This is a genomic window from Nocardioides sp. P4_G4, from assembly GCF_056401085.1.
In genome coordinates this window covers 22,825-47,060 of record NZ_JBFUKA010000024.1, presented here as the reverse complement: position 1 = coordinate 47,060, position 24,236 = coordinate 22,825, and the positions used below count along the sequence as shown (strand labels likewise).

Annotated in this window: 24 protein-coding genes; 14 read left to right on the top strand and 10 right to left on the bottom strand. The window is 68.0% G+C overall.

The window, feature by feature from the left end; all coding sequences use genetic code 11:
- From AC1DQF_RS07790 to AC1DQF_RS07780, 3 genes are all read right to left on the bottom strand, one after another.
- Nucleotides 1-423, bottom strand: a 423-nt coding sequence (locus AC1DQF_RS07790; RefSeq protein ID WP_477524645.1) for a hypothetical protein, incomplete at its 3' end; no start/stop codon positions are given.
- On the bottom strand, nucleotides 420-917 hold the full coding sequence (locus AC1DQF_RS07785) for a SigE family RNA polymerase sigma factor (protein WP_477524644.1): 498 nt from the start codon (nucleotides 915-917) through the stop codon (nucleotides 420-422). The genes AC1DQF_RS07785 and AC1DQF_RS07790, both read right to left, overlap by 4 nt.
- A gap of 444 nt (nucleotides 918-1,361) precedes the next feature.
- Complete coding sequence (locus AC1DQF_RS07780; protein WP_477524643.1) at nucleotides 1,362-2,102, bottom strand: hypothetical protein; 741 nt, start codon at nucleotides 2,100-2,102, stop codon at nucleotides 1,362-1,364.
- A 345-nt stretch (nucleotides 2,103-2,447) separates the two neighbouring features.
- Between AC1DQF_RS07780 and AC1DQF_RS07775 the strand changes: the two genes are divergently transcribed.
- Complete coding sequence (locus tag AC1DQF_RS07775) at nucleotides 2,448-2,627, top strand: hypothetical protein (RefSeq protein ID WP_477524642.1); 180 nt, start codon at nucleotides 2,448-2,450, stop codon at nucleotides 2,625-2,627.
- Between the two features lie 195 nt (nucleotides 2,628-2,822).
- Here AC1DQF_RS07775 and AC1DQF_RS07770 read toward each other — a convergent pair whose 3' ends face one another.
- Nucleotides 2,823-3,806: an aldo/keto reductase gene (locus tag AC1DQF_RS07770; RefSeq protein WP_477524641.1), complete on the bottom strand. Its 984-nt coding sequence runs from the start codon at nucleotides 3,804-3,806 to the stop codon at nucleotides 2,823-2,825.
- A gap of 151 nt (nucleotides 3,807-3,957) precedes the next feature.
- On the opposite strand from AC1DQF_RS07770, the gene AC1DQF_RS07765 reads away from it, so the two are divergent.
- The 3 genes from AC1DQF_RS07765 (at nucleotide 3,958) to AC1DQF_RS07755 (ending at nucleotide 6,886) form a co-directional block, all read left to right on the top strand.
- Entirely contained in the window at nucleotides 3,958-4,890 is a 933-nt protein-coding gene (locus AC1DQF_RS07765; protein ID WP_477524640.1) for a helix-turn-helix transcriptional regulator, read from the top strand.
- A gap of 201 nt (nucleotides 4,891-5,091) precedes the next feature.
- Nucleotides 5,092-6,351: a hypothetical protein gene (locus AC1DQF_RS07760; RefSeq protein WP_477524639.1), complete on the top strand. Its 1,260-nt coding sequence runs from the start codon at nucleotides 5,092-5,094 to the stop codon at nucleotides 6,349-6,351.
- Nucleotides 6,352-6,547: 196 nt separating this feature from the next.
- Nucleotides 6,548-6,886, top strand: a complete 339-nt coding sequence (locus AC1DQF_RS07755; RefSeq protein WP_477524638.1) for a hypothetical protein — start codon at nucleotides 6,548-6,550, stop codon at nucleotides 6,884-6,886.
- Between the two features lie 161 nt (nucleotides 6,887-7,047).
- Here the strand turns inward: AC1DQF_RS07755 and add are convergent, their stop codons facing one another.
- Entirely contained in the window at nucleotides 7,048-8,100 is a 1,053-nt protein-coding gene (gene add, locus AC1DQF_RS07750; protein ID WP_477524637.1) for an adenosine deaminase, read from the bottom strand.
- 69 nt (nucleotides 8,101-8,169) lie between these two features.
- Entirely contained in the window at nucleotides 8,170-9,135 is a 966-nt protein-coding gene (locus AC1DQF_RS07745; protein WP_477524636.1) for a LysR family transcriptional regulator, read from the bottom strand.
- 193 nt (nucleotides 9,136-9,328) lie between these two features.
- On the opposite strand from AC1DQF_RS07745, the gene AC1DQF_RS07740 reads away from it, so the two are divergent.
- The 6 genes from AC1DQF_RS07740 (at nucleotide 9,329) to AC1DQF_RS07715 (ending at nucleotide 16,359) form a co-directional block, all read left to right on the top strand.
- Nucleotides 9,329-10,129 (top strand): alpha/beta hydrolase, encoded by an 801-nt coding sequence (locus tag AC1DQF_RS07740; protein ID WP_477524635.1) that lies wholly within the window; start codon nucleotides 9,329-9,331, stop codon nucleotides 10,127-10,129.
- Nucleotides 10,130-10,133: 4 nt separating this feature from the next.
- Complete coding sequence (locus AC1DQF_RS07735; protein WP_477524634.1) at nucleotides 10,134-10,922, top strand: SDR family oxidoreductase; 789 nt, start codon at nucleotides 10,134-10,136, stop codon at nucleotides 10,920-10,922.
- 26 nt (nucleotides 10,923-10,948) lie between these two features.
- Nucleotides 10,949-11,809, top strand: a complete 861-nt coding sequence (locus AC1DQF_RS07730) for an alpha/beta fold hydrolase (RefSeq protein WP_477524633.1) — start codon at nucleotides 10,949-10,951, stop codon at nucleotides 11,807-11,809.
- Nucleotides 11,810-12,011: 202 nt separating this feature from the next.
- Entirely contained in the window at nucleotides 12,012-13,562 is a 1,551-nt protein-coding gene (locus AC1DQF_RS07725; protein ID WP_477524632.1) for a DHA2 family efflux MFS transporter permease subunit, read from the top strand.
- A gap of 336 nt (nucleotides 13,563-13,898) precedes the next feature.
- The gene (locus AC1DQF_RS07720; RefSeq protein ID WP_477524631.1) at nucleotides 13,899-14,816 is read left to right on the top strand and encodes a DUF6910 family protein; all 918 of its coding nucleotides are present in this window, start codon (nucleotides 13,899-13,901) and stop codon (nucleotides 14,814-14,816) included.
- Between the two features lie 628 nt (nucleotides 14,817-15,444).
- Nucleotides 15,445-16,359, top strand: coding sequence for a DUF480 domain-containing protein (locus AC1DQF_RS07715; protein WP_477524630.1), 915 nt, complete (start codon nucleotides 15,445-15,447; stop codon nucleotides 16,357-16,359).
- A 96-nt stretch (nucleotides 16,360-16,455) separates the two neighbouring features.
- Here the strand turns inward: AC1DQF_RS07715 and AC1DQF_RS07710 are convergent, their stop codons facing one another.
- The gene (locus AC1DQF_RS07710; protein WP_477524629.1) at nucleotides 16,456-16,851 is read right to left on the bottom strand and encodes an effector-associated constant component EACC1; all 396 of its coding nucleotides are present in this window, start codon (nucleotides 16,849-16,851) and stop codon (nucleotides 16,456-16,458) included.
- A 443-nt stretch (nucleotides 16,852-17,294) separates the two neighbouring features.
- Between AC1DQF_RS07710 and AC1DQF_RS07705 the strand changes: the two genes are divergently transcribed.
- The 4 genes from AC1DQF_RS07705 (at nucleotide 17,295) to AC1DQF_RS07690 (ending at nucleotide 21,812) form a co-directional block, all read left to right on the top strand.
- Nucleotides 17,295-19,202, top strand: coding sequence for a caspase family protein (locus tag AC1DQF_RS07705; protein WP_477524628.1), 1,908 nt, complete (start codon nucleotides 17,295-17,297; stop codon nucleotides 19,200-19,202).
- Nucleotides 19,203-19,483: 281 nt separating this feature from the next.
- Nucleotides 19,484-19,987, top strand: a complete 504-nt coding sequence (locus AC1DQF_RS07700) for a hypothetical protein (RefSeq protein ID WP_477524627.1) — start codon at nucleotides 19,484-19,486, stop codon at nucleotides 19,985-19,987.
- Nucleotides 19,988-20,296: 309 nt separating this feature from the next.
- Nucleotides 20,297-20,737, top strand: a complete 441-nt coding sequence (locus tag AC1DQF_RS07695; protein ID WP_477524626.1) for a hypothetical protein — start codon at nucleotides 20,297-20,299, stop codon at nucleotides 20,735-20,737.
- A gap of 592 nt (nucleotides 20,738-21,329) precedes the next feature.
- A complete protein-coding gene (locus tag AC1DQF_RS07690; RefSeq protein WP_477524625.1) occupies nucleotides 21,330-21,812 on the top strand; it encodes a hypothetical protein in 483 nt (160 codons plus the stop codon).
- A gap of 52 nt (nucleotides 21,813-21,864) precedes the next feature.
- On the opposite strand, the gene AC1DQF_RS07685 is transcribed toward AC1DQF_RS07690, so the two are convergent.
- The 3 genes from AC1DQF_RS07685 to AC1DQF_RS07675 all read right to left on the bottom strand — a co-directional run bounded on the left by AC1DQF_RS07685 (nucleotide 21,865) and on the right by AC1DQF_RS07675 (nucleotide 24,094).
- Complete coding sequence (locus AC1DQF_RS07685; protein WP_477524624.1) at nucleotides 21,865-22,878, bottom strand: NAD(P)-dependent alcohol dehydrogenase; 1,014 nt, start codon at nucleotides 22,876-22,878, stop codon at nucleotides 21,865-21,867.
- A 276-nt stretch (nucleotides 22,879-23,154) separates the two neighbouring features.
- Nucleotides 23,155-23,793, bottom strand: a complete 639-nt coding sequence (locus tag AC1DQF_RS07680; RefSeq protein WP_477524623.1) for a YdeI/OmpD-associated family protein — start codon at nucleotides 23,791-23,793, stop codon at nucleotides 23,155-23,157.
- A gap of 124 nt (nucleotides 23,794-23,917) precedes the next feature.
- On the bottom strand, nucleotides 23,918-24,094 hold the full coding sequence (locus AC1DQF_RS07675; protein ID WP_477524622.1) for a helix-turn-helix transcriptional regulator: 177 nt from the start codon (nucleotides 24,092-24,094) through the stop codon (nucleotides 23,918-23,920).
- Nucleotides 24,095-24,236 lie beyond the last annotated feature (142 nt).

Sequence of the window (24,236 nt, the reverse complement as noted above, 5' to 3'; positions counted from 1 at the left end):
GGCCAGCATGGTGCCGTCCGGGCTGAGTCGGACCGGTCCGGTCAGCGGGGCCTCGGGAAGCGCGAGGGCGTGGTAGTGGCCGTCCACCGCAGTCACCACGACCACGTCGGAGCTCCTTGCGACGAAGGCCACCGAAGCCCTCCCAACGGCGAGGTCGTCGGTCGTGCTCAGATCGCCCGGGTCCTCGATCCGGCTTGGGATCGCCCCCTCGCCGACCCCCGAGGACGGCATACGCGTGTAGTGCGCCGGTAGCGACCACAGCGTTGCCACGCCGCCGAGCGAGACCAGGACAGCGAGCGCGGCGGCGGCCAGCACCCGGACGCGTCGTGCCGACTGCGCGCGCTGCCAGAGGTCGTCGGGCACCGGCAGCGCCTCGGCTGAGTCGGCGAGGCGCTGCAGCGTCGTGCGAAGCTCGTCGGTCATGCGTCTGCTCCGATCAGCTCGGCGAGCTCAGGCGCGAGTGCGCGCAAGCGGGCCAGAGCCTGGCGAGTCGTGGACTTCACGGTGCTGGTCGAGAGCTGGAGCGCACGTGCAGTCTCAACTTCGGTGAGGTCCTCGTAGAAGCGCAGCACCAGGACGGTGCGCTGCTTGGGCGTAAGCCGGGCGAGTGCTTGGTCGAGGCTGAGCCGCAGGTCGGTGTCGGCGGTGATCGTCGCGTTGTCGTAGGACTCCAGCGAGGTCTCGGCGATCCGGCGCCGCCGCCACCACGAAATGTTCTGGTGGTACATCACTCGGCGGACGTACGCCTCCGGCGAGGTGTGGATGCGACGCCAGTGCCGCGCCGCCTGCAGCAGCGCCGCCTGCAGGAGGTCCTGAGCGAGGTGGTGGTCGCCGGTCAGCAGGCAGGCCGTGCGTGACAGCGCGCCGCTGCGCGCAGCCACGAACTCCGCGAACCCCACTTCGTCGTCAGTGACCACTCCGACCCCCTCTCACGACGTATGACGCAGGCCCTCGCCGCGACGGGTGGCAATGATCCTAGAAAGTCTTGTCTGGTGTGTGCCCATTGGTGACGCCGTTTACCGGTCTCATTCGTGGAGGACGACACCACGACGCCGACGGGCTGGGATCGGAGCGAGGATCCCGCACTCGACTGTCCCGCTCTCGGTGCCATTGCACGCGCTGTCGCTGTCTTGAGCGCCCTGTGTGTTGTCACGTACTTCTTCAGAGTCGCGGGGTACTTCGGGGCAGCGGTGGCAATTCCTATGGGCGGCCTCTCGCGCGGCGTCCCCCGGAGCCGTGCGCTTGGGACTAGCGCGATGTCCGCGAGGACCACACATCGGCAGATCCGCGCATCTGTTCTCGGCGGCGCGAAACGCCGGATGCACGCCTGGATGGTCAAACCCTGCCGGGTTCCGGGTGACTCAGCCGCCGAACCGCCACAGTTGCAGGTCGCCGTACAGGGCACTGCCACCCGGTGGGATGTGCCCGACGTACCAACCGAACTTCCCCGGGACGTTGTACTTGGCTGGGATGGTCGCCGTGCCAGCGTGCGTCGGATCCGTCCAGCTCGGCTCCGGTTCCCGAGCCGGCACCCAGATCTTGAACGTCAGGGCCGATCCGACAACTCGGGCGCAGACCCGCCACGGCAATGGCAGGTACTCGCCGTACGGCGAGACGACGGCACCCACGTCCTTGTTCGCGATACCGGTGAACACCTCGGGCGAGGCAGTGTCCCAACCGACGACCCACAACGTCCAGTACGCCTGGGCCCACACGTTCTTGTCGACAGTCAGCGCCAACACCCGGCTCCCAAGCCCTGTAACGAAACGAAGTGCAAGGCCCTCCTGGATGGACTGGGTGGACTCGTACTGCCAGCTGGCGCAGACCTGGCCGTCGCGAAACGACGGCTGGCCGGTCGGCCAGAACACCTCGCGCAGGTTGGCCCCGGTGTTGGTCGCGGGCGCCGACATGTTGATCACGCCGTTAGAGATCGCGACCTTGAAGCGGTCGGACCCGTCGGTGGTGAGGACCCGCGTCGTGAGTCTGCTTCCGATCGGCATTTGCTGACTCGTTGGGGCCTGCGCCCCCACGGGGCTCAGCGCGGCGGCGGTCAGTAGCGCCACGACGGCGAGGCCGACCCGCGCCATCCGGTGTGTTCGCATGGCTTCTCCTGTCCGCTGCTGCTGACGAGAGACAACACCGTCCTTCAGTGCGCCAACACGGAGCATCCTTGTCTGCGTGCGGCGTCACATCCAGAGGCGAAGGTCCTCCAGCAACCGCGAGTGGCGCCTCGTTGTCAGAACCCGTTCAATCGGGACAACCGGATCCCAGTGACGGCCTGCCGTCATGGCTCGGTGCACGTCAACAACGGGCTTGGGCAACTGCAACGTCCTCAAATCGGTAGATCCGGTAGCTCGAATACGCGTCGACAGGCGGCGGCGTGACGCGGACCCCTGCTGAATACAAAGAGCAGTTCACCACCGGTCAAGAGCATCTAGCCTGCGACCATGCTGGCACTTGTCGTCGCGTTTCTATTGCTGTACCTCGTTGTGCGCTTGGCCGCCCGGCATGGCCACATGGATGCCGAGCAGAGTCGCCTTGAGCGCGAGCGCTACGGGGCATTCGAGCAGATGATTGCGTCCGGGAACCTGGACGCACCAGCCTCGAAGGAGCCCGATGCCCCTTGAACCTTGGTCACTCGTCGTCGTGAGCCCACCATCCAAGCTAGGGCAAGCCGAGTACAGGCACTGAGGTTCTTCATGTGCCAGCAGCCTGCGCCTACCGGCGGCGTTGGGCACAGGATCCGCGCGTCCGGTTCGCGGCGGAAAGACGCAGATAGCCGCGCCTCCGTCGCGGCCGACCTGGACGTTTGGGCTGTGGCGTCAGCGGTCGATCGTGGCCATGTTGGTCTCGTCGTGTCGTTCGCCCGCCGCGGGTTCGAGGGAGTCGAGCCGCTGCAGCTGGTCGGCGGTCAGCTCGATGTCCGCAGCCGCAGTGTTCTCCTCGACGCGTGCGATGCGGCGCGTGCCCGGGATGGGAGCGATGTCGTCACCACGCGTGAGGAGCCAGGCCAGCGCCGTCTGCGCCGGGGTGGCACCGATCTCGGCGCCGATCGCGGTGACCTCGTCGACGAGGGCGAGGTTGCGCTGGAAGTTGTCGCCGGTGAAGCGGGGGTTGGTCTTGCGCCAGTCGTCATCACTGAAGTCGTCGACGGTGCGGATCTGTCCGGTGAGCAGGCCGTGCCCGAGAGGCGAGTAGGGCACGAAGCCGATGCCGAGCTCACGCAGGAGGGGCAGGATCTTGTCCTCCACGTCACGGGTCCACAGGGAGTACTCGGTCTGGAGCGCGGCGACCGGTTGAACGGCGTGGGCGCGGCGGATCGTGTCCGGCGCAGCCTCGGAGAGTCCGAAGTGCCGGACCTTGCCCTCGGCGATGAGGTCGGCGACGGCTCYGGCCGTCTCCTCGATCGGCGTGCCGGGGTCGACACGGTGCTGGTAGTACAGGTCGATGTAGTCGGTGCCGAGGCGTCGAAGGGAGCCCTCGACGGCTGCCCGGACGCTGGCGGGCCTGCTGTCGGTGCCGAGCTCGTGGGTGTCACCGTGGTGGCGCACGAGACCGAACTTGGTCGCGATCCTCACCTCGTCCCGTCGGCCCTTGACCGCACGCCCGACGACCTCTTCGCTGTGGAACGGCCCGTAGACCTCGGCGGTGTCGATGTGGGTGATGCCGAGCTCGAGGGCTCGGTGGATGGCGCGGACGGACTCGGAGTCGTCGAGCGGTCCGCCGGTCGTGTACGTCCCGGCCATGGTCATGGCGCCGAGGCCGATGCGGGAGACCGTGAGGTCACCGAGATGCGCGTTCTTCATCAGACTTCCTTCGTGGATCAGGCGGTGGGCAGCGGTCGTGATGGGCCGCCATCAACCACACAACCAGCGCCTGACCGCGGCCGGGAGTCCCTGCCATGAGGGTCACCAGCAGTGACCCCCACATCGGTCATCGCCTTCGTACAGTGGCCACATGACCGCACCCGGACCGAGCCCCCGCGACGCCGCGCGCGCCGAGATCCGGGAGTTCCTCAGCACCCGCCGGGCCCGGATCACCCCGGAACAGGCGGGCCTCCCGTCATTCGGAGGCGACCGCCGCCAGGTCCCGGGGCTCCGCCGGGAGGAGACCGCGCTCCTGATCGGGGTGTCCCCGCAGTACTACGTCCGCCTGGAGCGAGGCGACGCAACGGGCGTGTCGGAAGGCGTGATCGACGGCATCGCACATGCACTGCGCCTCGACGACGCCGAGCGCGCACACCTGCTCGACCTGTTCCGCACCGCAGGCGCGCCGACCCGTGCCGCGAGACGGCCCCGGCCGAAAGCCCACCGGATCCGGCCGACGATCCAGCGCCTGCTCGACGGGATGCCGACCGTGCCCGCCGTCGTGCTCAGCGGCCGACTCGACGTGCTCGCCACCAACCAGCTCGGCCGGGCGTTGTTCTACCCCTTCTACGACACCGACGAACCGGTGAACAACGCCCGCCTCGTGTTCCTCGATCCGCGCGCCACGACACTGTTCCGGGAATGGGACGTCGTGGCCAACGACACCGTCGCGCTGCTGCGTGCCGAAGCCGGCCGCAACCCCTACGACCACCAGCTGTCTGCCCTGGTCGGCGAGCTGTCCACCCGCAGCGACGACTTCCGGGTCCGCTGGGCCGCCCACGACGTCCGCATCCACAGCACCGGCGCGAAGAGGCTGCATCACCCAGTCGTCGGTGACCTCGACCTGCCCTTCGAGTCCCTGCCCATTGAGGTCGGTTCCACCACCAGCCTGGTCACCTATCTCGCCGATCCGGGCACCCCGTCCCACGACGCACTCGCGCTGCTCGCCAGCTGGGCCGCAACCGGCAGCGAACCCTCACCAGACCGCCCGACCCACCGCGACGGTGGCGCCACCCGCGACTAGCGCCGGGGCGGCTGCGAACCCACCGCCCCGGCAATCGGGGCCTCCTCGCAACACAACCGGAGAGAGCCGTCAGGCGGCGGTATGAGGCACACCCGGCCGTCGATCCTCGATGCTGAGTCTCGGTAGACCGCGACCCTTGATCTTGGGATCTTGTGCCGCACCTGTGCCAGTGCCCGTCAGGATCGGACTAGGGTCGCGAGGGTGTCCACCACGTCGTCGGCCGCTTTCGCAGCCTCGATCGGAGGGATCGCGGGAGCGTCGCTGGCGGCGCACCGCGGTGTCAGGACCGCCGCGGGCGCCGCGTTGGTCGGGGCCACCGGGCTGGGCGCATCGGAGGCGGTGGCCCGTGCCCGACAGCAGGAGGGCGAGATCCCGCCGCTGTGGCAGCGCATCGCGGTGAGTGCGGCACTCGCCGCACCGCTGGGCTGGATCTCGGAGAAGGTGACTGGCGCAAGTCCCCGAATGGTCGGCGCGGCGACGGGCGCCGCGGTCGGGGTGATGGGGCTGCGACCGCAGAAGGTCGCGATGGGCCCGGTCGTCGGCTTCGGTGTCGGGGAGGTGCTCGCGCGCCGGCACGCGTCGGCTGCGGTGGTCGCCAGCAGCTCGGTGCTCGTCTACCGCAGCCTGTCCGCACTGGTCTTCCGCGACGCCCAGGTCAGCCTGCTCGCCGAACGCGTCCGCGCCGCCGACCTACCGTTCGTGGTGCCTCGACCCGCGCGGACGAGATACGTGGGCACCACCTACGTCCGGGACCTCGCCAAGGAGCTGGGCGGGGACTACGTCGCCGACGCCCCGGATGCCGGGATCGTCGCGTCCCTCGATGCCTTGGCCGGGCCGGAGCTCGACCCCGGTCAGGTCGACCCACTGGTGCGGGAGTTCTACGAGCACACCACCCGGTTCGCCCTCGACATCGTGCCGCAGTGGCGGCTGTGGGTCCGGCCCGGATACCTGCTCTACCGCACCCTCGTGGCACGCCCGCTCGGACAGGCCAGCATCCCGATGAACCAACGAGAGGCCCAACGCGGGATCCACAGTCGGATCGACACCGTCACCGGCGTCGATGGCGTGGTGTCCGTGCGCGGCTGGGTGCGGTCGTTCGCCGATGACGACGAGCCGATCATGCTCGGGATCTACACCACCTACACCCACGGCGACACCGGCTACGTCAGCGTCGGCTTCCCCGTCCCCGAGGGCAGCTTCACCGCCACTCTGCTTCCGCGGGCACGACCCGACCGTGGCCTGTCGCTGACCAGCCGGGCGCACGACGGCCAGGCCGGGCACTACCTGACCTACATCGACACGGCGGCAGATGAGCTGACCGCGCTCGCCATGCACGGCTTCGAGGAGCAGCTCGACGTCCACGTCGACAACGGTGCGCTCCGCGCCGAACACGCGTTCTGGATCTTTGGCTTCCCGTTCCTGACCCTGCACTACCGGATCGCACGCAAGCCCGCCGCCTGATCCGCTCGCCGCTTCAGACGAGGAATGAATCGGAGAGGACGGAACGCGGCGGATAGACGCCGGACCGGAACACCTGGCTGGCACGCTTGCCAGGCAGGTTGGGCGCRTGTCGAGGTCAAGGGATTCCTCACTTCGCACGCGATCTCCGCGTGAGCTTGTCGTCGCGCTCATCCCGGCACGGCCTTAAGGTCTCTGCATGCCTGAAGCGCCGGACCACCCCATCGCCTACACCGCACTTCAGCCGGGTACGTCCGTGCAGACGAGCGACGGGCACCACTTCGCCACCGTCCAAGCCGTTCTGGTCGATGAGAAGGTCTCGGTGTTCGACGGCATCGTCGTCCAGACAGAGGAAGGTGCACGGTTCGTGGACGCGGATCAGGTCGCCTCGATCTACACCACCCATGTCCGCACGACCCTGTCCAGGGAACAGGCGACGAACCTTGCGCTGCCCGAGGCATCGACTCTGATCGACGTCAAGCCGCCAAGGTCGATGGCCGCCCGGTTGGGCCGCATGTTCGGTCGAAGGAAGCCATAGCGCTGCGCGTACGCGAATCGAGAGTCCCTCGCACAAGGCGGCTCGGGGACTCGTCGACGCCGACAGGCGGCGGTATGACGCGCGTGAGCGCACGCCGTCTGGGGCGTGACGAGGGCGCGTTGCCCTCATCGCTCGTGCGGGATACCTGTCTGGTCTGCCTGCTATGCGTTTGAGTCGTCGTCGGGTCGCAGAGTCGTCCCTGCCTCGACTATTCGCAGCCGCAGCGCGGCCTTGTCCCTCTCTGGGAGCCAACAGGCCTCAACGCCATCGAGAGCGATCTGCACCATGTCGCCCCAGGTGAACTCAAACGCGCGCGCTACGGCTGCGTACTCTTGGCCGAGGTTCAGATCACTGAGGGCGGGGTCGTCGGTGTTGACCGTCGCGAGCAGGCCGGCGTCGCGCATGCGGGGGTAGACATGGTCTTCCAGGCGGTCGAAGCAGCGCGCGATGACGACGTTGGATGTTGGACAGACGGTGATCGGGATCTGCTTGTCGGCCATACGGGCGGTGAGGTCCACATCATCGAGGACGGGGACGCCGTGGTCGATGCGCTGCAGGCCCAGGACATCTAGACACGCGGCGATGTCGGAGGCCGCGGAGTTCTCACCCTGGTGCCCGGTGAGACGGAAGCCGGCGGACCGGGCGAGATCATAGCCAGGAAGGAACGTGGTGGAGTCGATGCCGAGCTCGGTGGAGTCCATTCCGACCCCGATGACCCGCTCGGCCGCCGGGGTACCGGATTTCCGGAGCCCGGCGAGTTCCTTGACGAGGTCGCGGCCGGCCGCGGGCCCGAAGGCCCGGTCCATGTCACCAATGAGCAGGCAGGTACTTCCGGTCTCCTCCTCGGCGGCCGCGATACCTTCGTCGAGTCCGGCCACGATGTCGCCGAGCTCTTGCCCCGCCACGAGGTGGCGAGTGGGCGTGAAGAAGCACTCCTGGTGAACCACTCCGTGAGCAGCGCTGTCGAGAACGGCTTCGTAGGCCAGACGTGTCCAGTCCGCACGCGTGCAAAGCGTGGACTGCACCAGCCAGAACACGTCCAGAAACCCATCGAGCGAGTCGAACCGGTACAGCTCGGTCGGGTCCTCGGTGGGCAGCGGGATCCCGTTGACCCGCGCGAGCTCCACCACCGTGGAGGGCCGCATGGCGCCCTCGATGTGGCAGTGCAGCTCCACCTTGGGCAACTCGTCCAGGGCCGCAGCCAAACCCGACATGATTCCAGAATGGCACGACTGTTGCGGCCGCGGTCTCCGCTGCACGCTCCGTGCATCGGAGATGACGGCCTAGCCGAGTGCCTCGTCGCGGACGGGCTCGTCCGGGGGTAGCCAAGCAGGAGCATGGTCGGAGAGCTCGAGCCAACCGCGGTCGCCCGAGACCCGCAGCGCGACGCGGAGGAAGTCGAGGGTCGCGTCCGTCGTGTCGTCGTCTCGCCACGCGAGCGACCACGGGTAGTACGGCTGGCATTCTCGAGGCCGGCGAAACGGAAGTCCTGCTTCTGCGTAGCGTTCCCCGTAGCTGAGGAACTCGAGGTGGCCGACCTGCGGGTCTGCTCGTCTGACATGGGCCAGACAATGGCTGAACGCCCCGGGGGTGCCGAGCCACGTCATGGTCATGCCGAGGTCGTGCTCGAGCGCAGTGAGGTACGCGCCATAGGCGTTGTAGCTTCCGGACTCGACCGGGTCGCCGAACACCACGAGCGGTTGGTCGACCAGGGACGAAGTGCTCGCGTCTCCGTCATCGAGGCCCCCGACGATGACCATGGGCTCCATGCGCAGCAGGCGGTGATCCCAACCCCGCGGTTGAACGGCGACCATCCGCGGGGTGACCCTGAGGATGGCGACGTCGAGCCGGTTCTCCAGGAGTGCGCTCAGTTGAGCGTTGCTGTCCATGGCGTGTTCCAGCAGCGGCACTCCCGGGAACGCGCGGGCGAAGGCGTCGCACACGTCACGGCTGGTCGCGAGCTCATGGATGTGGGCCACGCGGATGCTGTCGGACCGCACCGGCCTCTGGAGCCGATCCGCGATCGCCAGCAGCTCTCTCGCGTCCTCGTAGAACCGCTCTCCCCGGGCCGTGATGGCGACGTGTCGGCTGTCGCGCACCAGCAATGGCTCCCCGACCTGGTCTTCTAGCTTCCGGATCTGCTTGGACAGCGCAGGCTGGCTGAGGTACAGCCGGGCGGCTGCGCGGCCGAAGTGCAGCTCCTCGGCGACCGCGACGAAGTAGCGCACCAGACGCRAGTCGAGATCCATGCCACCACTCCTGCTCGTCCCCGAGCACTGTGGTGCCCCAGCCCGCCGTCCCACGGTAGCGGAAGAGCGCGCCCGAGGACGTCCTGGTTATCGATCCGGCCACACCAGGTATTGGACCGCCGGCACGACGCAGGTGTTGTCTCGAGGTGCACGCGGAAACCGAGCGCAGCACCCATGGAAAGAGGCCCGCGCCATGCCATCGACGTCGACACCCGTCGTGTTCATCCACGGTCTGTGGCTGCACGCCACGAGCTGGGGTCCCTGGATGGACCTGTTCCGGGAGGCCGGCTACGAGCCGATGGCTCCCGGCTGGCCGAACGAGCCACGCACCGTCGCGGCAGCGCGAGCGCAGCCGGACCTGGTGGCAGACATCGGCATCGACGAGGCCGCCGAGCACTTCACCTCGATCATCGAGCAGCTGAATGCCCCTCCGGTGCTCGTCGGGCACTCCTTCGGCGGCCTCCTCGCCGAGAAGCTGCTCGGCGAGGGGGTGGGGGCCGCCGCGGTCGCCATCGATCCAGCTCAGATCAAGGGGGTCCTGCCGCTGCCGCTTGCCCAGCTCAGGGCCGGCCTGCCCGCCCTGGGCAACCCCGCCAATCGTCACCGTGCAGTCTCGCTGACGAAGAAGGAGTTCCGGTTCGGCTTCGGCAACGCCGTGAGCGAAGAGGAGTCCGACGAGCTCTACGAGTCCTGGACGATCCCGTCACCGGCCAAGCCGCTGTTCCAGGCCGCGGCGGCCAACTTCACCCTGCACTCACCGGCTGCGGTAAAGACGGGCAACCAGGACCGAGGTCCCCTGCTCCTGATCTCGGGACTCGAGGACCACACCGTCCCGGACGTCGTCACCCGGTCGACTCTCAAGCAGTACCGCAAGTCCGCCGCGGTGACCGAGCTGAAGCAGTTCGAAGGTCGCGGCCACTCACTCACCGTCGACCATGGCTGGCGCGAGGTGGCCGACGCCGTCCTCGGGTGGCTGAAGGAACAGGGGCTCTGAGGTCATGGACCTCGGGCTCAACGGGTCCGTGGCAGTCGTCACGGGAGCGAGCAAGGGCATCGGGCTCGCGATCGCCCAGACACTGGTGGCTGAGGGCGGGCACGTCGTGGCCGGGGCCCGCCAGCGTTCCGCCGAGCTGGACGCGCTCGTGGACAGCGGCCACGCAGACTTCGTGTACGTCGACCTCGCCCTCCCCGACGGTCCGTCAGGCCTGGTCTCGGCCGCGCTGTCGGCGCACGGCCGGATCGACGTCCTCGTCAACAACGTGGGCGCCGCGACCACCAGGACCGGCGGGTTCCTCTCTGTCACCGACGACCAGTGGCTGTTCTCGCTCACGATGAACCTGATGGCCGCCGTACGCACCACCCGAGCGGCGCTGGTCCCGATGATCGACACGGGCAAGGGCTCGATAGTCACCACCAGCTCGGTCAACGCCTTCCTTCCCGACCCGGCCGTGATCGACTACGGCGCGGCCAAGGCGGCTCTGTCCAACTTCTGCAAAGCCCTCTCCAAGGAGTTCGGCCCACGCGGCATCCGCGTCAACACGATCAGCCCCGGACCGGTCGCAACGGATCTGTGGCTCGGCGCCGACGGCGTCGCCGCGACCGTCGCGCGGGCCACCGGGACGGATGCCGCCGCGGTCGCGGCCGGCGCCGCGGCGGCAAGCGTCACCGGCAGGTTCACCCAGCCCGCAGAAGTGGGCCACCTGGTGGCGTTCCTGGCCAGCGACGCCGCCGCCAACATCACCGGCGCCGACTTCACCATCGACGGCGGACTCATCACCACCCTCTGAGACCGACACGCCTAGGAGTGCAGACCATGTCCCACGCATCCACGACCAGGCCACCGCGGCGCCGTTCGCGCAGCTGGACGCTCGCGCTGGCCCTCGCCGCACTGTTCGTCGGCCTTCTCGCCACATCCGCCACATCCGCCACATCCGCCACAGCACCAGCCTCCTCGGCCGGCCCCGACGCCCGACCCACGGTCGTGCTCGTCCACGGGGCGTTCTCGGCGCCCTCCGCATGGGACCGGGTGGTCGCCGGCCTGCAGAAGGACGGCTACGACACCGTCACACCCACCCTCGGCCTGCACGACGTGACCAGCGACGTCGCCATCGTCCGCTCGGCGCTCGACGCGGTCGCTGGCCCCAAGATCCTCGTCGGTCACTCCTACGGCGGCTTCGTGGTGTCGAATGCCTCGGCGGGCCGGTCCGACGTACTCGGCATCGTGTACACCGCCGCCTTCGTCCCCGACCAGGGTGACACCATCACCGACCTCGGCGCCGGTTACGCACCCCCCGCATTCCTCGAGCCGCCCTTCCCGCCTGGACACTTCCTGTTCGACCAGAACGGTCTCGCCGTGATCGATCCCGCACACTTCCGTGCCGACTTCGCGCAGGACCTGAACCCGAAGCTGGCCGGGGCGCTCGCCGCGACCCAGATACCGACCAACCTCGGCATCCTCTTCACACCCTCGGGGCCGACCGGCTGGCACACGATCCCCAGCTGGTACGCCGTGTCCGCCGCCGACCGCATCATCGACCCAGCCTCGCAACGGGCCATGGCAGCGCGCGCCCACTCCACCGTCGTGACGTTCGACGACGCCAGCCACGCGGGCGGGTTCACCCACTACGCCACCCGGTTCGTGAAGCTCATCGAGCAGGCGGCACCAAAGGGTTGATCAACCCAAACTCCGGAAGTGGCTCGGACCCACTCGACTCCATCTGGAGGAAGCGCGGTCGATTGCCGTCGCCTTCTCCCACCAGCCGCAGTCCCAGGTGTTGAGGGCGTTGAGCCGGACCGGCGGAACGGCCGGATCGGACATCGACCGCTGGTCCGGGTGGTGCCTAGACTCGGTGGGAGTTGTGGCCTGAGGAGGCGCCGTGTCGTCCGAGAGCAAAGTCGATCTGCCCGACCTGCCGGAAAGCATCGATGCCGCTGTGCTGAAGATCGCCGGCGTGGTGGTGCTCGGCGCGATCATGTCGATCCTCGACATCACGGTCGTCAACGTCGCACTCCCGACGTTCCAGACGGTCTTCGGAAGTCCAGGCGACCCGATCGCCTATTCCACGGTGGCCTGGTCGGTCACCGCCTATACGCTCGCGCTGGCCACGGTGATCCCGATGACTGGTTGGGCCGCTGACAGGTTCGGCACCAAGCGGCTCTACATGACCGCGATCGCGTTGTTCGTCATGGGCTCGGTGCTGTGCGCCACCGCGTGGAGCATCGGCGCCCTGATCGGCTTCCGCGTGCTGCAGGGCCTCGGCGGCGGCATGCTGATGCCGCTCGGCATGACGATCATGACGCGGGCAGCGGGACCACACCGGATCGGGCGGCTGATGGCCATCCTGGGTGTGCCCATGCTTCTGGGTCCGATCCTCGGGCCGATCATCGGTGGGTATCTGATCCAGGTCGCGAGCTGGCACTGGATCTTCCTGATCAACGCACCGATCGGCGTGGTAGCGATCATCTACGCCTGGATCGTGCTGCCCAAGGACACCCCGGAGCCGTCGGAGTCCTTCGACTTCCTCGGGATGGCGCTGATGTCTCCGGGTCTGGCGCTGTTCCTCTTCGGTGTCTCGTCGATCCCATCCGAAGGTACGGCGACCGCCCCGCGCGTCTGGGTCTCAATGCTCCTCGGCGTCGTCCTGATGGTGGCCTTCGTCGTCCACTCCTTCCGCCCGGAACATCCGCTACTCGACCTGCGGCTGTTCAAGAACCGCAACCTCACGATCTCGATCATCACCATGTTCTTGTTCGTAGCGGCCTTCTTCGGCGGGCTGCTCCTGGTGCCGACGTACTTCCAGGAGGTCCGCGGAGAGTCGACGCTGCATGCCGGCCTGCTCGTCGCCCCCCAAGGCATCGGCGCGATGATCACCATGCCGATCGCGGGGTCCCAGGTGGACAAGCGTCCGATCGGCCAGATCGTGCCCTTCGGCCTGGTCGGCATCCTGATCGGGATGTTCGGGCTGACCCAGCTCACCGCCACCACGCCGTATCCGGTCATCATCGCCGAGCTGTTCGTGATGGGTCTCGGGATGGGCGCGACAATGATGCCGCTGTTCACCTCTGCGCTGAAGACGCTGAAGGCCCACGAAGTGGCCCGCGGCTCGACGCTGCTGAACATCAACCAGCAGATCGCCAGCTCGTGCGGCGTCGCGGTCATGTCGGTGATCCTCACCAACCACCTGCAAGCCTCCAAGCTCGCCGGGCCAGCGATGGCCACCCTTCATATCCCGTCCCTCGCCGACAAGATCCCCGCCACAGCGATCGCCCAGGGACTGGAGGACGCCGCGAACGCGTTCGCCGACACTTACTGGGTGGCCTGGTCGCTGGTCCTGCTGACCATCATCCCGGCCATGTTCCTGCCTCGAAAGCGCGAGGAGACCCACCTTTCCGACCACCAGGGCGCCCCACCCGCCGTCATGCACTGACCCTTGACGGCCGCTGGGTGCGAGCGTCAGGCATCGTCGTTCGCACGATCGTCGACGACGTCAGGCACCGACCAGACGACGGAGATTGTCCACGGCCGCTACACCGCTCCGTCAGCGGGCGGGATTCGATGAGTTCCGAGTGCCGCAGCGGATCGACCATCGCGTGCCCCCGATGAGTGAGGTCGCGGGTCCCTGAGAAGCGGAGCTCTCTGCCACCGGACCCGGCCGGACCGACGGCTGGAGTGCACGCCGTAAGGCGGCGATGTGACCCCCCGCCGGTGCCCCCGCCGACTGCGAGTTGGCGACTGGATGTGACGCGTCTGCGAGCATCTCGTCATGGACGTCGAGATGCTGGATGCTGAACGGCTCCGATTCCGCGACGGCGCCCCCGTGCGAGCGGCCTCCGCAGTCGTTCCCTTCGGCGGCGGCCATCTGGTGGTGTCCGACGACGCCACCCGAGCGGCCTGGTTCCGTGGGGGGACGGTGACTCGCGTACGACTCCTTCCGCCTGTCGGCGGGTATGACGTGTTCGACGAGGCGTCCGGGACCAAGCACCTCAAACCGGACCTCGAGGCCGCCTGTCAGGTCGAGGTCGGTGGCGCGCCAGCGGTGCTGGTGATGGGCTCCGGTTCCTCGCCGGCCCGGATGCAGTGGTGCCTGCTTCGGCTCGAGGACGGTCGGCCGAGGGTCGTCGTCGCCGACATGGCGCAGGTGTACGCCGCCGCTGCGGCTGCCCTGGCCGTCGACCTCGAGCTGCTCAACCTCGAGGGCGCCTCCATCGTCGGAAATACGATGCAGTGGTTCCACCGCGGGCTCCCCTCAGCCGGGCTGCCCTCGGGAAGCGTGCACATCGACGTATCCGCCGCCGTGGCTGCCACCCTGGGCACGCTCGACGCGGCAGAGGTGAGGGCCACCGGTCCCGTGCACTACGACCTCGGCGCCGTGGACGGCGTCGGCCTGGCCATCACCGACGTCGTCGCGCTGCCCGGGGGCGACCTGATCGCCAGTGCCGCAGCCGAGGACAGCCCCGACCCGCGCGACGACGGGCCGGTGGTGGCATCAGCCCTGGCCCGTATCCGGGGTGACTACGTCCAAGAAGTCGTTCCCCTGCCCAGACTCGACGGCAGCGTGGTCAAGGTCGAAGGACTGATGATGCTGGACTCCGACGAGAGGAAGACGACCCTCCTCGCCGTGACCGACGTCGACAACCCAGACGCAGCGTCCTGGGCGACCAGACTCCGCGTCTGGCACTGACCTGGGGCGGTCTCAGAACCAGTGTCCAGAGCGACCCGTTCCTTCAAGCGCACTGGGCAAGGCGCGGCGACTGCTGGGCGACCGCGATCCCCGGCGACCTGACTCCTGCCGCCATTTCGAACACAGCTGCTCCTGATGGCGGACCTTGGTGTGGATGCTCAACGGAGGCTCCCTGAGATCGGACCGGGAGCAGTCGCTGCCTCCGTAGGACGCACCCGAGCGGTCATGCCGAAGGCGGTCAGGGATGCAGCTACCAGGACTGCCACTGCGACGAGGAAGCAGGTGGTGAACGCGCGTCCATCGCGACCACGCCGATGCCGTCGCCCACGATTGCGAACAGGATGCTGAGGCGGTGCACATCAGCGCCCCGGAGACCCCCAGCAGCAACCCCACCCCGGTTTGCAGAAACCGCAGCACCATCGTCCTTCCCGCTCTGTTCGGCTCCCAGTGTGAGACTGGCACAGACGCGGCGGAAGACCTGCCGGGTGCCGGTTTTGGAGCGGAGTTGCCGTCGACCACTCCAATCGGGAACGACACGCGCCGACGTGGGCGCCGACGCGCGCCGACAGGCGGCGAAAACAGACGCTGTTCGAGCCGCAATCGTGCCAAGGCAGCCTAGGGTCGTGACGTGAGAGAACTCCCCGTCCTCGATGCGACTGACCAGCGCATCCTCGGCAGCCTGCTGGAGAAGCAGACGACCGTGCCCGCCACCTATCCCCTCTCCGCGAACGCACTGGTGTCGGCGTGCAACCAGACGAGCAGCCGCGACCCCGTCACCGACCTCGACCAGCAGATCGTCGAGCGGACCGCGAAGTCGCTCAAGGAGCGCGGGCTATTGCGGATCGTGTGGTCCGACACCGGGCGCCGGACACTGAAGTACCACCAGATCCTCGACGAGCACCTCGCCCTCGAGCCCGACGAGCGGGCGCTGCTCACGGTGCTGCTGCTCCGCGGCGCGCAGGCGCCGGGTGAGCTGCGCACCCGCACCGAGCGGTTGTACAGGTTCGCCGACCGGGGCCAGGTCGAGGAGTGCCTACGCCGGATGGCGAGCCGCCCGCAACCGCTGGTGTGCGAACTCGAGCGCCGCTCGGGCCAGCAGGATCCGCGCTGGATCCACCTCCTGGGGGGCGTGCCGGAGCAGACCCCAGATGAAACCGCCCCAGCTGGGAGCGCCGACACGTCCGCCATCCGCGTCACGCACATCATCGCCGACCTCCACGTACCCGACCTCCCCGCCTCCAGGAGCTTCTACAGCGACTACCTCGGGTTAACCGAAGAGGAGTTCAACCTGGGCTGGGTGGCCCGCCACACGTCGCCAGTATCCAAGGCGACGCTCCAGGTGATGACCAGCGATGCCACCGCGCCCGTAGACCCCGTGGTCACCGTCATGGTCGACGACGTCGAAGCCGCCTACCGCCAAGCACAGGACCGTGGGTACGAGATCGTGCATCCCCTGACGACCGAGGCATGGGGCGTGACTCGCTTCTTCGTCCGCGCTCCCGACGGAAACGTGCTCAACCTCGTTCAGCAACACGCGAGCTGAGGATCTTGGTCATCCGCGGCTGCTAGATGCAACTCTCCGAGAGCTGAGCCGCCGTTCAGCTTGACGCCGAGCGAGCCACGTGTCAGCGTTCCGCGTCTACTCGGAGCCCGCCGCGCCTGGGCCGAAGGACCGGACGAACTCCTCGACGATCCGTTGCTGCTGCTCGCCAGTCGCCGCAGACAGCTCCAGGGTGCGCCCGTCGACGGTGATTTTGAGCGACCGTCCCGGCGAAGTCCCGCGTTGCAGCCAGGACCGCACCGCCGACACCACCGCTGTGATCACGGGGATCGAGTTCTTGACCTGGACCAGCAGGGCCCCGATGGCCATGAGCTCAAGACCCTTGCTGCCCTCGGGGGCGGGGCCGGCTCCCGGCTGGGTAATCGAGTCGACGTCGAGATCGAGCAGCTCGTTGCGCAGGTTGCGTGTGAGCTCGTCGACGGTCTCGCGGTCTGCATCGGGCTCGAAGAGCTCGATCCTGAGTTCCGTGGCCACACCATTCACCTCGCCCGCCGCCCGAGTTGTCCTCAGACTTGAGCACATGGGTGCGGGTCCGTCAACAGCCTGGTTGGGCGTGGGGCCACTCGGGGGCCGACAGCGATTAGAGAGTCGCCGAGGTGTGGATACCGGACCCTAGGACCGAGCGACCAGTCCGCGGTGGGGTGGCCGACTGCCGCGACCGACCCCAGCTCGTCGCGTATCACTGCGGACGCGAGGTGCTCCTATCAGGTGGACGCATCCGTGTGTCACGGTGGGACTCACGCCACCTGCGGGTGGCAGGGCACTGGGGTCGGCGGGCAGGAGGTGTCTCATGATTTCGAACCAGAGGACGAATCGACGGAGGTTCCGGGTCCTCACGGCGGACGGTCAGTCCTTCCCGAAGTGGGCAACGGCCGAGCAGGCGTGGAGGATGAGCGCTGTGCCGGGTGTGGTCGGTCATGGGTGAAGCGAGCCGGAGCACCTTCATCGTCGCGAACGACGAGTACACCGACCCACGGCTGGGCCAGCTGCGATCACCGGCCGCCGACGCGCGTGAGCTCGCGGGGGTCCTCGGGGACCCCGACATCGGCGGCTTCGACGTCGACCTGTCGATCAACGAGCCCGAGCACATCGTCCGGCGCCGTCTCTCGGAGTTCTTCGACAACCGCGGGGTCGACGACTTCCTGCTCCTGCACCTGTCCTGCCACGGCGTGAAGGACGAGGACGGCCGACTGTACTTCGCCATGCCTGACACCGAGCTGGACCACCTTGAGGCGACGTCGCTGCCGTCGGAGTTCGTGAACCGGCTGATGACCCGTAGCCGGTCCCGCAGGATCGTGCTGCTGCTCGACTGCTGCTACAGCGGCGCGTTCGCCCGCGGCTGGATGAGCCGGGCCGGCGACCGGGTGGACCTCCAGGAGCGCTTCGACGGGCGCGGCCGGATCGTACTCACGGCGTCCAGCGCAATGGAGTACTCGTTCGAGGGCGACGAGCTGACCGGACAGGGGAGCCCCTCGGTGTTCACGTCCGCGCTCGTACAGGGCCTCGCGACCGGGGAGGCGGATCGCAACCGCGATGGGTACATCTCCGTGGACGAGCTCTATGACTTCGCCTACGACCAGGTGCGGGCAGCCACCCCGTCGCAGACTCCAGGCAAGTGGGTGTTCGACGTGCAGGGCGACTTTTACGTCGCCCGCAGCCGGATGGAGCCGGTCCCGGCCGAGGTTGGGCTGCCCGTTGAGCTGGTCGCCGCGACGAAGAGCCCGTTCGCGCATGTCCGGGTCGGCGCCGTCGAGGAGCTCGCCGGCCTGGCCCGGGGGGTCGACGAGCTGGTGTCGACCCAAGCCCGCGAGCAACTGGCCCTGCTCACCGACGACGACAGCCAACTGGTCGCCCGTACCGCCGCGCGCGCCCTCGGCCGGGACGAGACCGTAGACCCGCCGACATCGGTCGATGTCCCGCGCGGCCCGAGGGCAACCCTCGACACCGTGGAGACCGTCGAGACCGACGGCCACGCCGTCCTACCCGCGCCCGCCATGCAGCCGGAACCCGCACCCGTTCTCGTCGAGCCGCCCACGGCCAGGTGGCTGACCGTGGTGGGCCGCCTGGCCGCGGCCTCGTTGCTGGCGGTGCTTCCAATCATGATGTTGGCCTTCCGCGCGGAGGCCTCCGTCGACGGGTGGAACCTATTCGCAGTCCTCTCGCCGTTCGAGGCAGTTCTTGCCGCGGTCGCCGTCTGGCGGCTGGTGGGTGCGATGGGTCATCGTCGGCTCTCGACCGCCGCCGGCGCCGGCGCCCTCACCGCAATCGGCGCACTGTGCTGCGTCGGGGCCGTAGGCCTGGTGAAGTTCTCGGCGCAGCGGATCGACGCGGGCGCCGTCGCCCTGAGCGTCCTGGCGCTGTTCGGCGCAACGGGGACGTTGGCCGTCGGGATGTCCTGCGTCCGCGCCTCGATCAGTACTGCCAGGCCGGCGCGGATCGATCCGGCCGCGCTGATGCTTGGGCTCGCGGGTGCCGGGCTTGCCGTCGCGGCCCTGCTCCAGCCCTACGACGGGTTCAGCTCACTGGTCAGTGAGCTCGGCGAAGGCGGGTACAGCGCGGAGTTCTTCTTCGAGCCGGCTCTCGCGGTCGTCCTCGTGCTGGTCGGACTGTCCGCGTTAAGCTCGTGGCCGCGGTTCGGGGTGGGTGCACTCATCACCGTCGGTTCGCAGATCGCCGTGCACTACCTAGGTGTGCTGGTGGCCGCGCACTTCGCCGTCGGGGAGGTCGGCGAGACCGGTCCTGCATGGTTCCTCGGGCTGTTCGCGGGCGTCCTGGTCGCGGCTGCCGGGGGCTACGCCCACGTCGCGGGCCGCGATGACCGCTGACCGGGGCGTCGGCCCCCGTGGTCGGTGTCATGGGAGCCATTCCGGTCGCCGGCCCGAATTGTCGGAAGCCGGCGCTATGGCGGCGGATAGACGCAGGCGGGCTCGCGACGGTTCTTACCAAGTCCAAGTGATGCTCTCAGCCTCGGACTCCCCTACGGTGGCTGGCGGGGCCAGTCACTCACAGGGAGTTCTCTATGGGTTTCGCAAGCTTTCAGATACCTGCACGTCCGACTGCAGCGATGATTACATTCTTGATGCTGTCGTTGCTTTGCGCGGCGCCCATGAGTCCCGCACGAGCGGCTGACGTTCAGAAGGTCAAGACGTACACAGTGTTCGGCGAGCATCTCGAGGACAGCCAAGATGGGTGCCGCCACAGCTACGTCGGGATTTACGCTTCGCACGAGACCGGACCCGACGCCTTCTCGGTCAACTACCTCGAACTCGTACACAACTCCTGCACGGGCACCTACGAGACAGACAAGTCAGGCAGCTGGCAGGACGCCCACAGCGTCCCGACCCTCGACGTCAGCGGATCCCTCTCGACAGCAAGGCTCACCGCCACCATCGACGTCCACGACTGGCTCACCGACACGTGGGAGACCATGGAGATCGACGAGACTTTCACCGGATACGGCTCTGTGGTTAAGGACCGCGAACGCCTTCCAGACCAGGCTGAACAGCAGTCATCCAGGTTCAAATATGCCTCCTCTTCCCGACACGCTGTCGGAAGCGGGACAGTGACACTGGACGACGCTTGGATCACCAAGTTCACCACCAAGTCGTAGATTCACGAGGACTTCGGTCGACGCCACTTCGTTGAGGTTCACTCCCCGCGACTGTCGCGCATCGACTCCAAGCCCGCCTCGTCCCCGGCATATCGGGATGTCCGGCAGGCGGCGGTTAGACGCGCTTGCATTGCACCATGAACTGTCCTTCTAACAATCCGGTGACCCGATCGGAGTATGCGTCGACTGGTGTCAATCGCGCCACTAGTCGAGATCGCACGGCCAGGTCATGAGCCCTGGCCTCGCGGGCATTCTCAGAGCTTCGCCGCTGTGAGCTCACGGGACCATTGGGCCTGAAAGGATGGCCGGGTGTACCCGCCCGCGGTCAAGTACTTGATCACATCCCCGCTCTCTTTGGCACGGGTGCTGTGGTGGTACGGCGAAGACGAACAGTGGACCGCGGCGCTCGAGCTGGCACCGTCCGTGGTCGCCGACCTCGCCCCGGAGTTCGCCAAGCTCCGCGCGGCGCCCGAGATGGTGGAACTGTTGTGGCCGGGAGCGCCCCTCGCCGACGCGCATCTGGTCTTGGGCATCATCCAGCACTTCGAAGGTCGCGCACGGCCAGCGGTGCGACGACAACGACGCGGCGGACCGATGCCCGAGGTGCTCGATCTGAGCGAGGACGAGCGGTGGCGAGACCCGGCCCTGGCTGAGGTCTTCCAGCTCGTCCAGCAGCGCACCGGGTCGTCCCTGGTCGAGCCGCACCCCTGGCAACTGCACAGGCTCCACGGCCGGTATGCCCCTGGGTGAAGCGCCGCGGCTGACCGCGCGTCCAAGGTCCTGGCGCACGAGACCTACCAAGCTGACGCTCGAATCGCTAAGCCCCCAGTCTGAAGATCTCGGGCCGCCTCAGGTCTAGCGCTGGAGAAGCGCGTCAAATGCCGGAATCACTCTGTAGATCGCGTGCTGAGCGGCGTGGCAACTTACGGAAGCCCGCTGACAAATTGGTTGTGGCCGGCTGCGATCGCGCTCGTCGTAGTCGGCGTCGCCCTGCAGATGCTGTCGATGGCCCCGCGTCATCCCCACACGTCGTGGGAGTGGAGCGTCTCGATTCCGTCCGCGCAGACGACACTGATGGGCCTCGGCATGGCCCTTGGCCGCATCGCGCATGCAGTGGGCTTGCGGCGGCGTCGCTGTGGGCCTTGCCGCTTCTGGCCGGGATCGTCTACTGGGCCTATCGGTGGTTCGACGGCATTCGCTATCGGTTAACAAGCATGTCTGGTGCGCTATAGCTCCTCGCAGCGGAGACGCCACCCTGGCTGACACGCGGCGGAGCGACGCAACAGATCTGCTGCTGCGGTTCGAGCGGTGGTTGTCGGTCGTCGCCGATACGGTCCCCGACATGACCTCGTCACAGCATGACTTCGACTTCATCTTCGGCGATTGGCGCGTCCGTAACCGCAAACTCATCGACGTCACCGACCCCGCCTGCGAGGACTGGGTCGAGTTCGACGCGTTCAGCGTCGTCTCGCCGATCCTCCTCGGGATCGGYCACATCGACCAAATGACGGTAGCCGCTCAGGCGGACGGTGGCGCACCCTTCGAGGGATTCACGCTACGACTGTTCGACCCCAGCGATCAGACCTGGCGGATCTGGTGGAGCTCGACGCGGGCTCCCGGCGTTCTGGACACGCCTGTAGTGGGCCGCTTCGCTGGCAATCATGGCGTCTTCGACGCGTCGGACACCATCGGCGGTCGGCACGTGTTGGTCCGCTTCGAATGGATGGCCGATGAACCAGACGAGCCAGTCTGGCAGCAGTCGTTCTCGTACGACGACGGCCGGACCTGGGCCATGAACTGGGAGATGCTGTTCACCAAGGGCTGAGCCCAATCGCGGTCGGCGAGCGCAGGTTCTTCGCGGCGGTTAGCGCGGTCTCTCAGTCGTCGATGCGGACGACGACCCGTCCTAGCGACTGGCCGGACATGAGGTGGCGCATCGCCTGTGGCGCCTGGCTCAAGGGGAAGATCCGGTCGACTACCACGCGCAGTTGGCCCGTCTCCAAAAGACCCACGAGCGTGCCCATCAACTGCTGCTTGTCTGGTGACGCGAAGGACCCGCCGCGCAGTTGCGGAGACACCGCCGAGCGTGCCACGAGTCCGAGGAGGCGCGGAATGCTGCCGAGCCAGCGGTGTCCGGTTGCCCCGAATGCGTCATGCCCGATCAGGACGTAGCTGCCGCTCGGGTTCAGTGCACGTCGGATCGCCTTGAAGGAGTGGTTGCCCGGCACGTCGAAGATGAGGTCCCACTGCTCACCGTTGCGCGTGAAGTCCTCGGACGTGTAGTCGATGACTCGGTCCGCGCCGAGGGATCGCACGAGTGGGAGCTTGCTCGCGTTGTCGACACCGGTGACCTCTGCACCGTAGGCCTTGGCGAGCTGCACGGCGATCGCGCCGACGCCCCCCGCAGCGCCGTTGACCAAGACCCGCGATCCGGAAGGCACCCGTCGTTGTGGCAGATTGTTCAAGGCGATGAGCCCGGCGGTCGGCACCGCGGCCGCCTCCTCGAAACTGACACCGGAAGGCTTCAGCGCCACTCCCTCCTCGGGTGCGATGGCGTACTCCGCGAACGCACCGCCGTTGCGCCACTGGACACCGCGAACGGTCTCACCGAAGACCTCGTCACCAGGCGCGAACCGGGTCACCGCGCTGCCGACGGACTCCACCACCCCGGCGACGTCAGTCCCGGGCACTCGCTCGCGGGGGCGAGTGACCCCGGAGCCCATGAGGCGGAGGACCACGGGCCGGCCGGCCACGACGTGCCACACATCCGGATGCACTGACGCTGCCCGGACCCGGACCAACACCTCGTCCGCGGCTGGCTCCGGACGAGGCACCTCGCCGAGATGGAGGTCGTCGACGGATCCGTAGCGGTCTTGCACGATCGCCTTCATGGTTGGACCGTACTGAACGGGCGCACCCTCGAACGACAAATGAGAAGCCGAGGTGGTCCTAGTCCCCCCAACGAGGGTTTGATGCGCCCCGACGTATGACTTAGTCCCGTCGCGGCGGAAAGACGCGGGTGCCGACCGCGCGGATTGCGGCAGCTCGCCCAGCTTGGGTCCATATCTGGCGCGACTAGGACAAGCTCCCAGCCCTCGGAGCCGACGTGTCGAGGAGTTGCTTCGCGGCGTGCGTCAGCAGCGACGCCGTCAGGTACTCCGGCTTGGTCACGGGCGACCCTGCTGCCGGGCGTTAGCGCCTTGCCCCGCCCGTCCGGGGTGACCCGCCTTCTGCGGGTAGAGCGTCTCGCCGCGCGCCAGCATCTCCACCATCTCGGTGATCTTGCGGGCCCGGCTCTCAACACGCTTCATGCTCTCGACGCGATGGATCAGCGCGAACCGGTTGGCGCTCGTGAGCACGTCGAACATCGCCTTCGCGTCCGGCTCCGCCGCGATCGCCGCGGCCAGGTCGTCGGGCGCCTGGCGCGTCGCCGGACCGGCGTACGCCGCGTCCCACCGCCCGTCGGCGCGCGCGGCCTCGACCGCAGCGCGCCCGGCGTCGGTCATCCGGCCCTGCTCCTCCAGCGTCGCCACGAGCGCGACGTTTCGCTGGGACCAGCTGCCCTTGGGCCGGCGCGGGGTGATGCGCACGGTGTAGCTGTCCTCGTCGCGCTTGCCGGCCTGGCCGTCGATCCAGCCGAAGCAGAGCAACTCCTCGACCGCGCTCGCCCACGTGATCGTGGTGACCGAGCCGCCCTTCTTGGTCAGTACCAGCCGCACGCCGAGCGAAGTCGCGTGGTGCTCTTCGAGCCACGCCCGCAGCGCGGCCGGGTCGGTCACTAGCAGCTCGGGCAGCAGGGTTGCCATGGGTTCGACGCTAGCCGCGGCCGCCGACACCTGCGTCGCTCAGGCAGCGAAACCGGAGGATGCGTCTAGCTGGGCGAGGTGGGGCACGTGGTCGGCACCATGACGAGCAACCGGGCCGTCTTGCTCACCCGGCGTCGAGCTGGTCCTCGATCCAGGCCACCACGTCGCACTCGCGGTAGACGACCCGTCGGCCGAGCCTGATCGAGCGGGGTCCGGTGCCCTGGTGGCGCCAGAACGGAAGGGTGTTCACGGGCAGTCCGGTCAGCTCGGCATCCTCCGGCAGACGCAGCAGCTCCTCCATGTCGGTCCCTCCTCGTCAGCGACGGCCCTGGTTGGCGATCGCCGGCAGAAGCCCCCCGAGAGGCTTGCCTTCGAACAGCCGGGCGAGGGAATGTGCATTACCGATGAAGTGATGAGCATCGTGGTGAGGACCGTGGTGAGGC

Excerpts from the sequence above, each read along its gene's own strand:
- AC1DQF_RS07700 (WP_477524627.1), top strand. The coding sequence starts at position 19,484 with ATGAGTCCCGCACGAGCGGCTGACGTTCAGAAGGTCAAGACGTACACA.
- AC1DQF_RS07765 (WP_477524640.1), top strand. The coding sequence starts at position 3,958 with ATGACCGCACCCGGACCGAGCCCCCGCGACGCCGCGCGCGCCGAGATC.
- AC1DQF_RS07705 (WP_477524628.1), top strand. The coding sequence starts at position 17,295 with ATGGGTGAAGCGAGCCGGAGCACCTTCATCGTCGCGAACGACGAGTAC.
- AC1DQF_RS07735 (WP_477524634.1), top strand. The coding sequence starts at position 10,134 with ATGGACCTCGGGCTCAACGGGTCCGTGGCAGTCGTCACGGGAGCGAGC.
- AC1DQF_RS07675 (WP_477524622.1), bottom strand. The coding sequence starts at position 24,094 with ATGGAGGAGCTGCTGCGTCTGCCGGAGGATGCCGAGCTGACCGGACTG.
- AC1DQF_RS07740 (WP_477524635.1), top strand. The coding sequence starts at position 9,329 with ATGCCATCGACGTCGACACCCGTCGTGTTCATCCACGGTCTGTGGCTG.
- add (WP_477524637.1), bottom strand. The coding sequence starts at position 8,100 with ATGTCGGGTTTGGCTGCGGCCCTGGACGAGTTGCCCAAGGTGGAGCTG.
- AC1DQF_RS07685 (WP_477524624.1), bottom strand. The coding sequence starts at position 22,878 with ATGAAGGCGATCGTGCAAGACCGCTACGGATCCGTCGACGACCTCCAT.
- AC1DQF_RS07755 (WP_477524638.1), top strand. The coding sequence starts at position 6,548 with ATGCCTGAAGCGCCGGACCACCCCATCGCCTACACCGCACTTCAGCCG.
- AC1DQF_RS07730 (WP_477524633.1), top strand. The coding sequence starts at position 10,949 with ATGTCCCACGCATCCACGACCAGGCCACCGCGGCGCCGTTCGCGCAGC.
- AC1DQF_RS07780 (WP_477524643.1), bottom strand. The coding sequence starts at position 2,102 with ATGCGAACACACCGGATGGCGCGGGTCGGCCTCGCCGTCGTGGCGCTA.
- AC1DQF_RS07680 (WP_477524623.1), bottom strand. The coding sequence starts at position 23,793 with ATGGCAACCCTGCTGCCCGAGCTGCTAGTGACCGACCCGGCCGCGCTG.
- AC1DQF_RS07775 (WP_477524642.1), top strand. The coding sequence starts at position 2,448 with ATGCTGGCACTTGTCGTCGCGTTTCTATTGCTGTACCTCGTTGTGCGC.
- AC1DQF_RS07720 (WP_477524631.1), top strand. The coding sequence starts at position 13,899 with ATGGACGTCGAGATGCTGGATGCTGAACGGCTCCGATTCCGCGACGGC.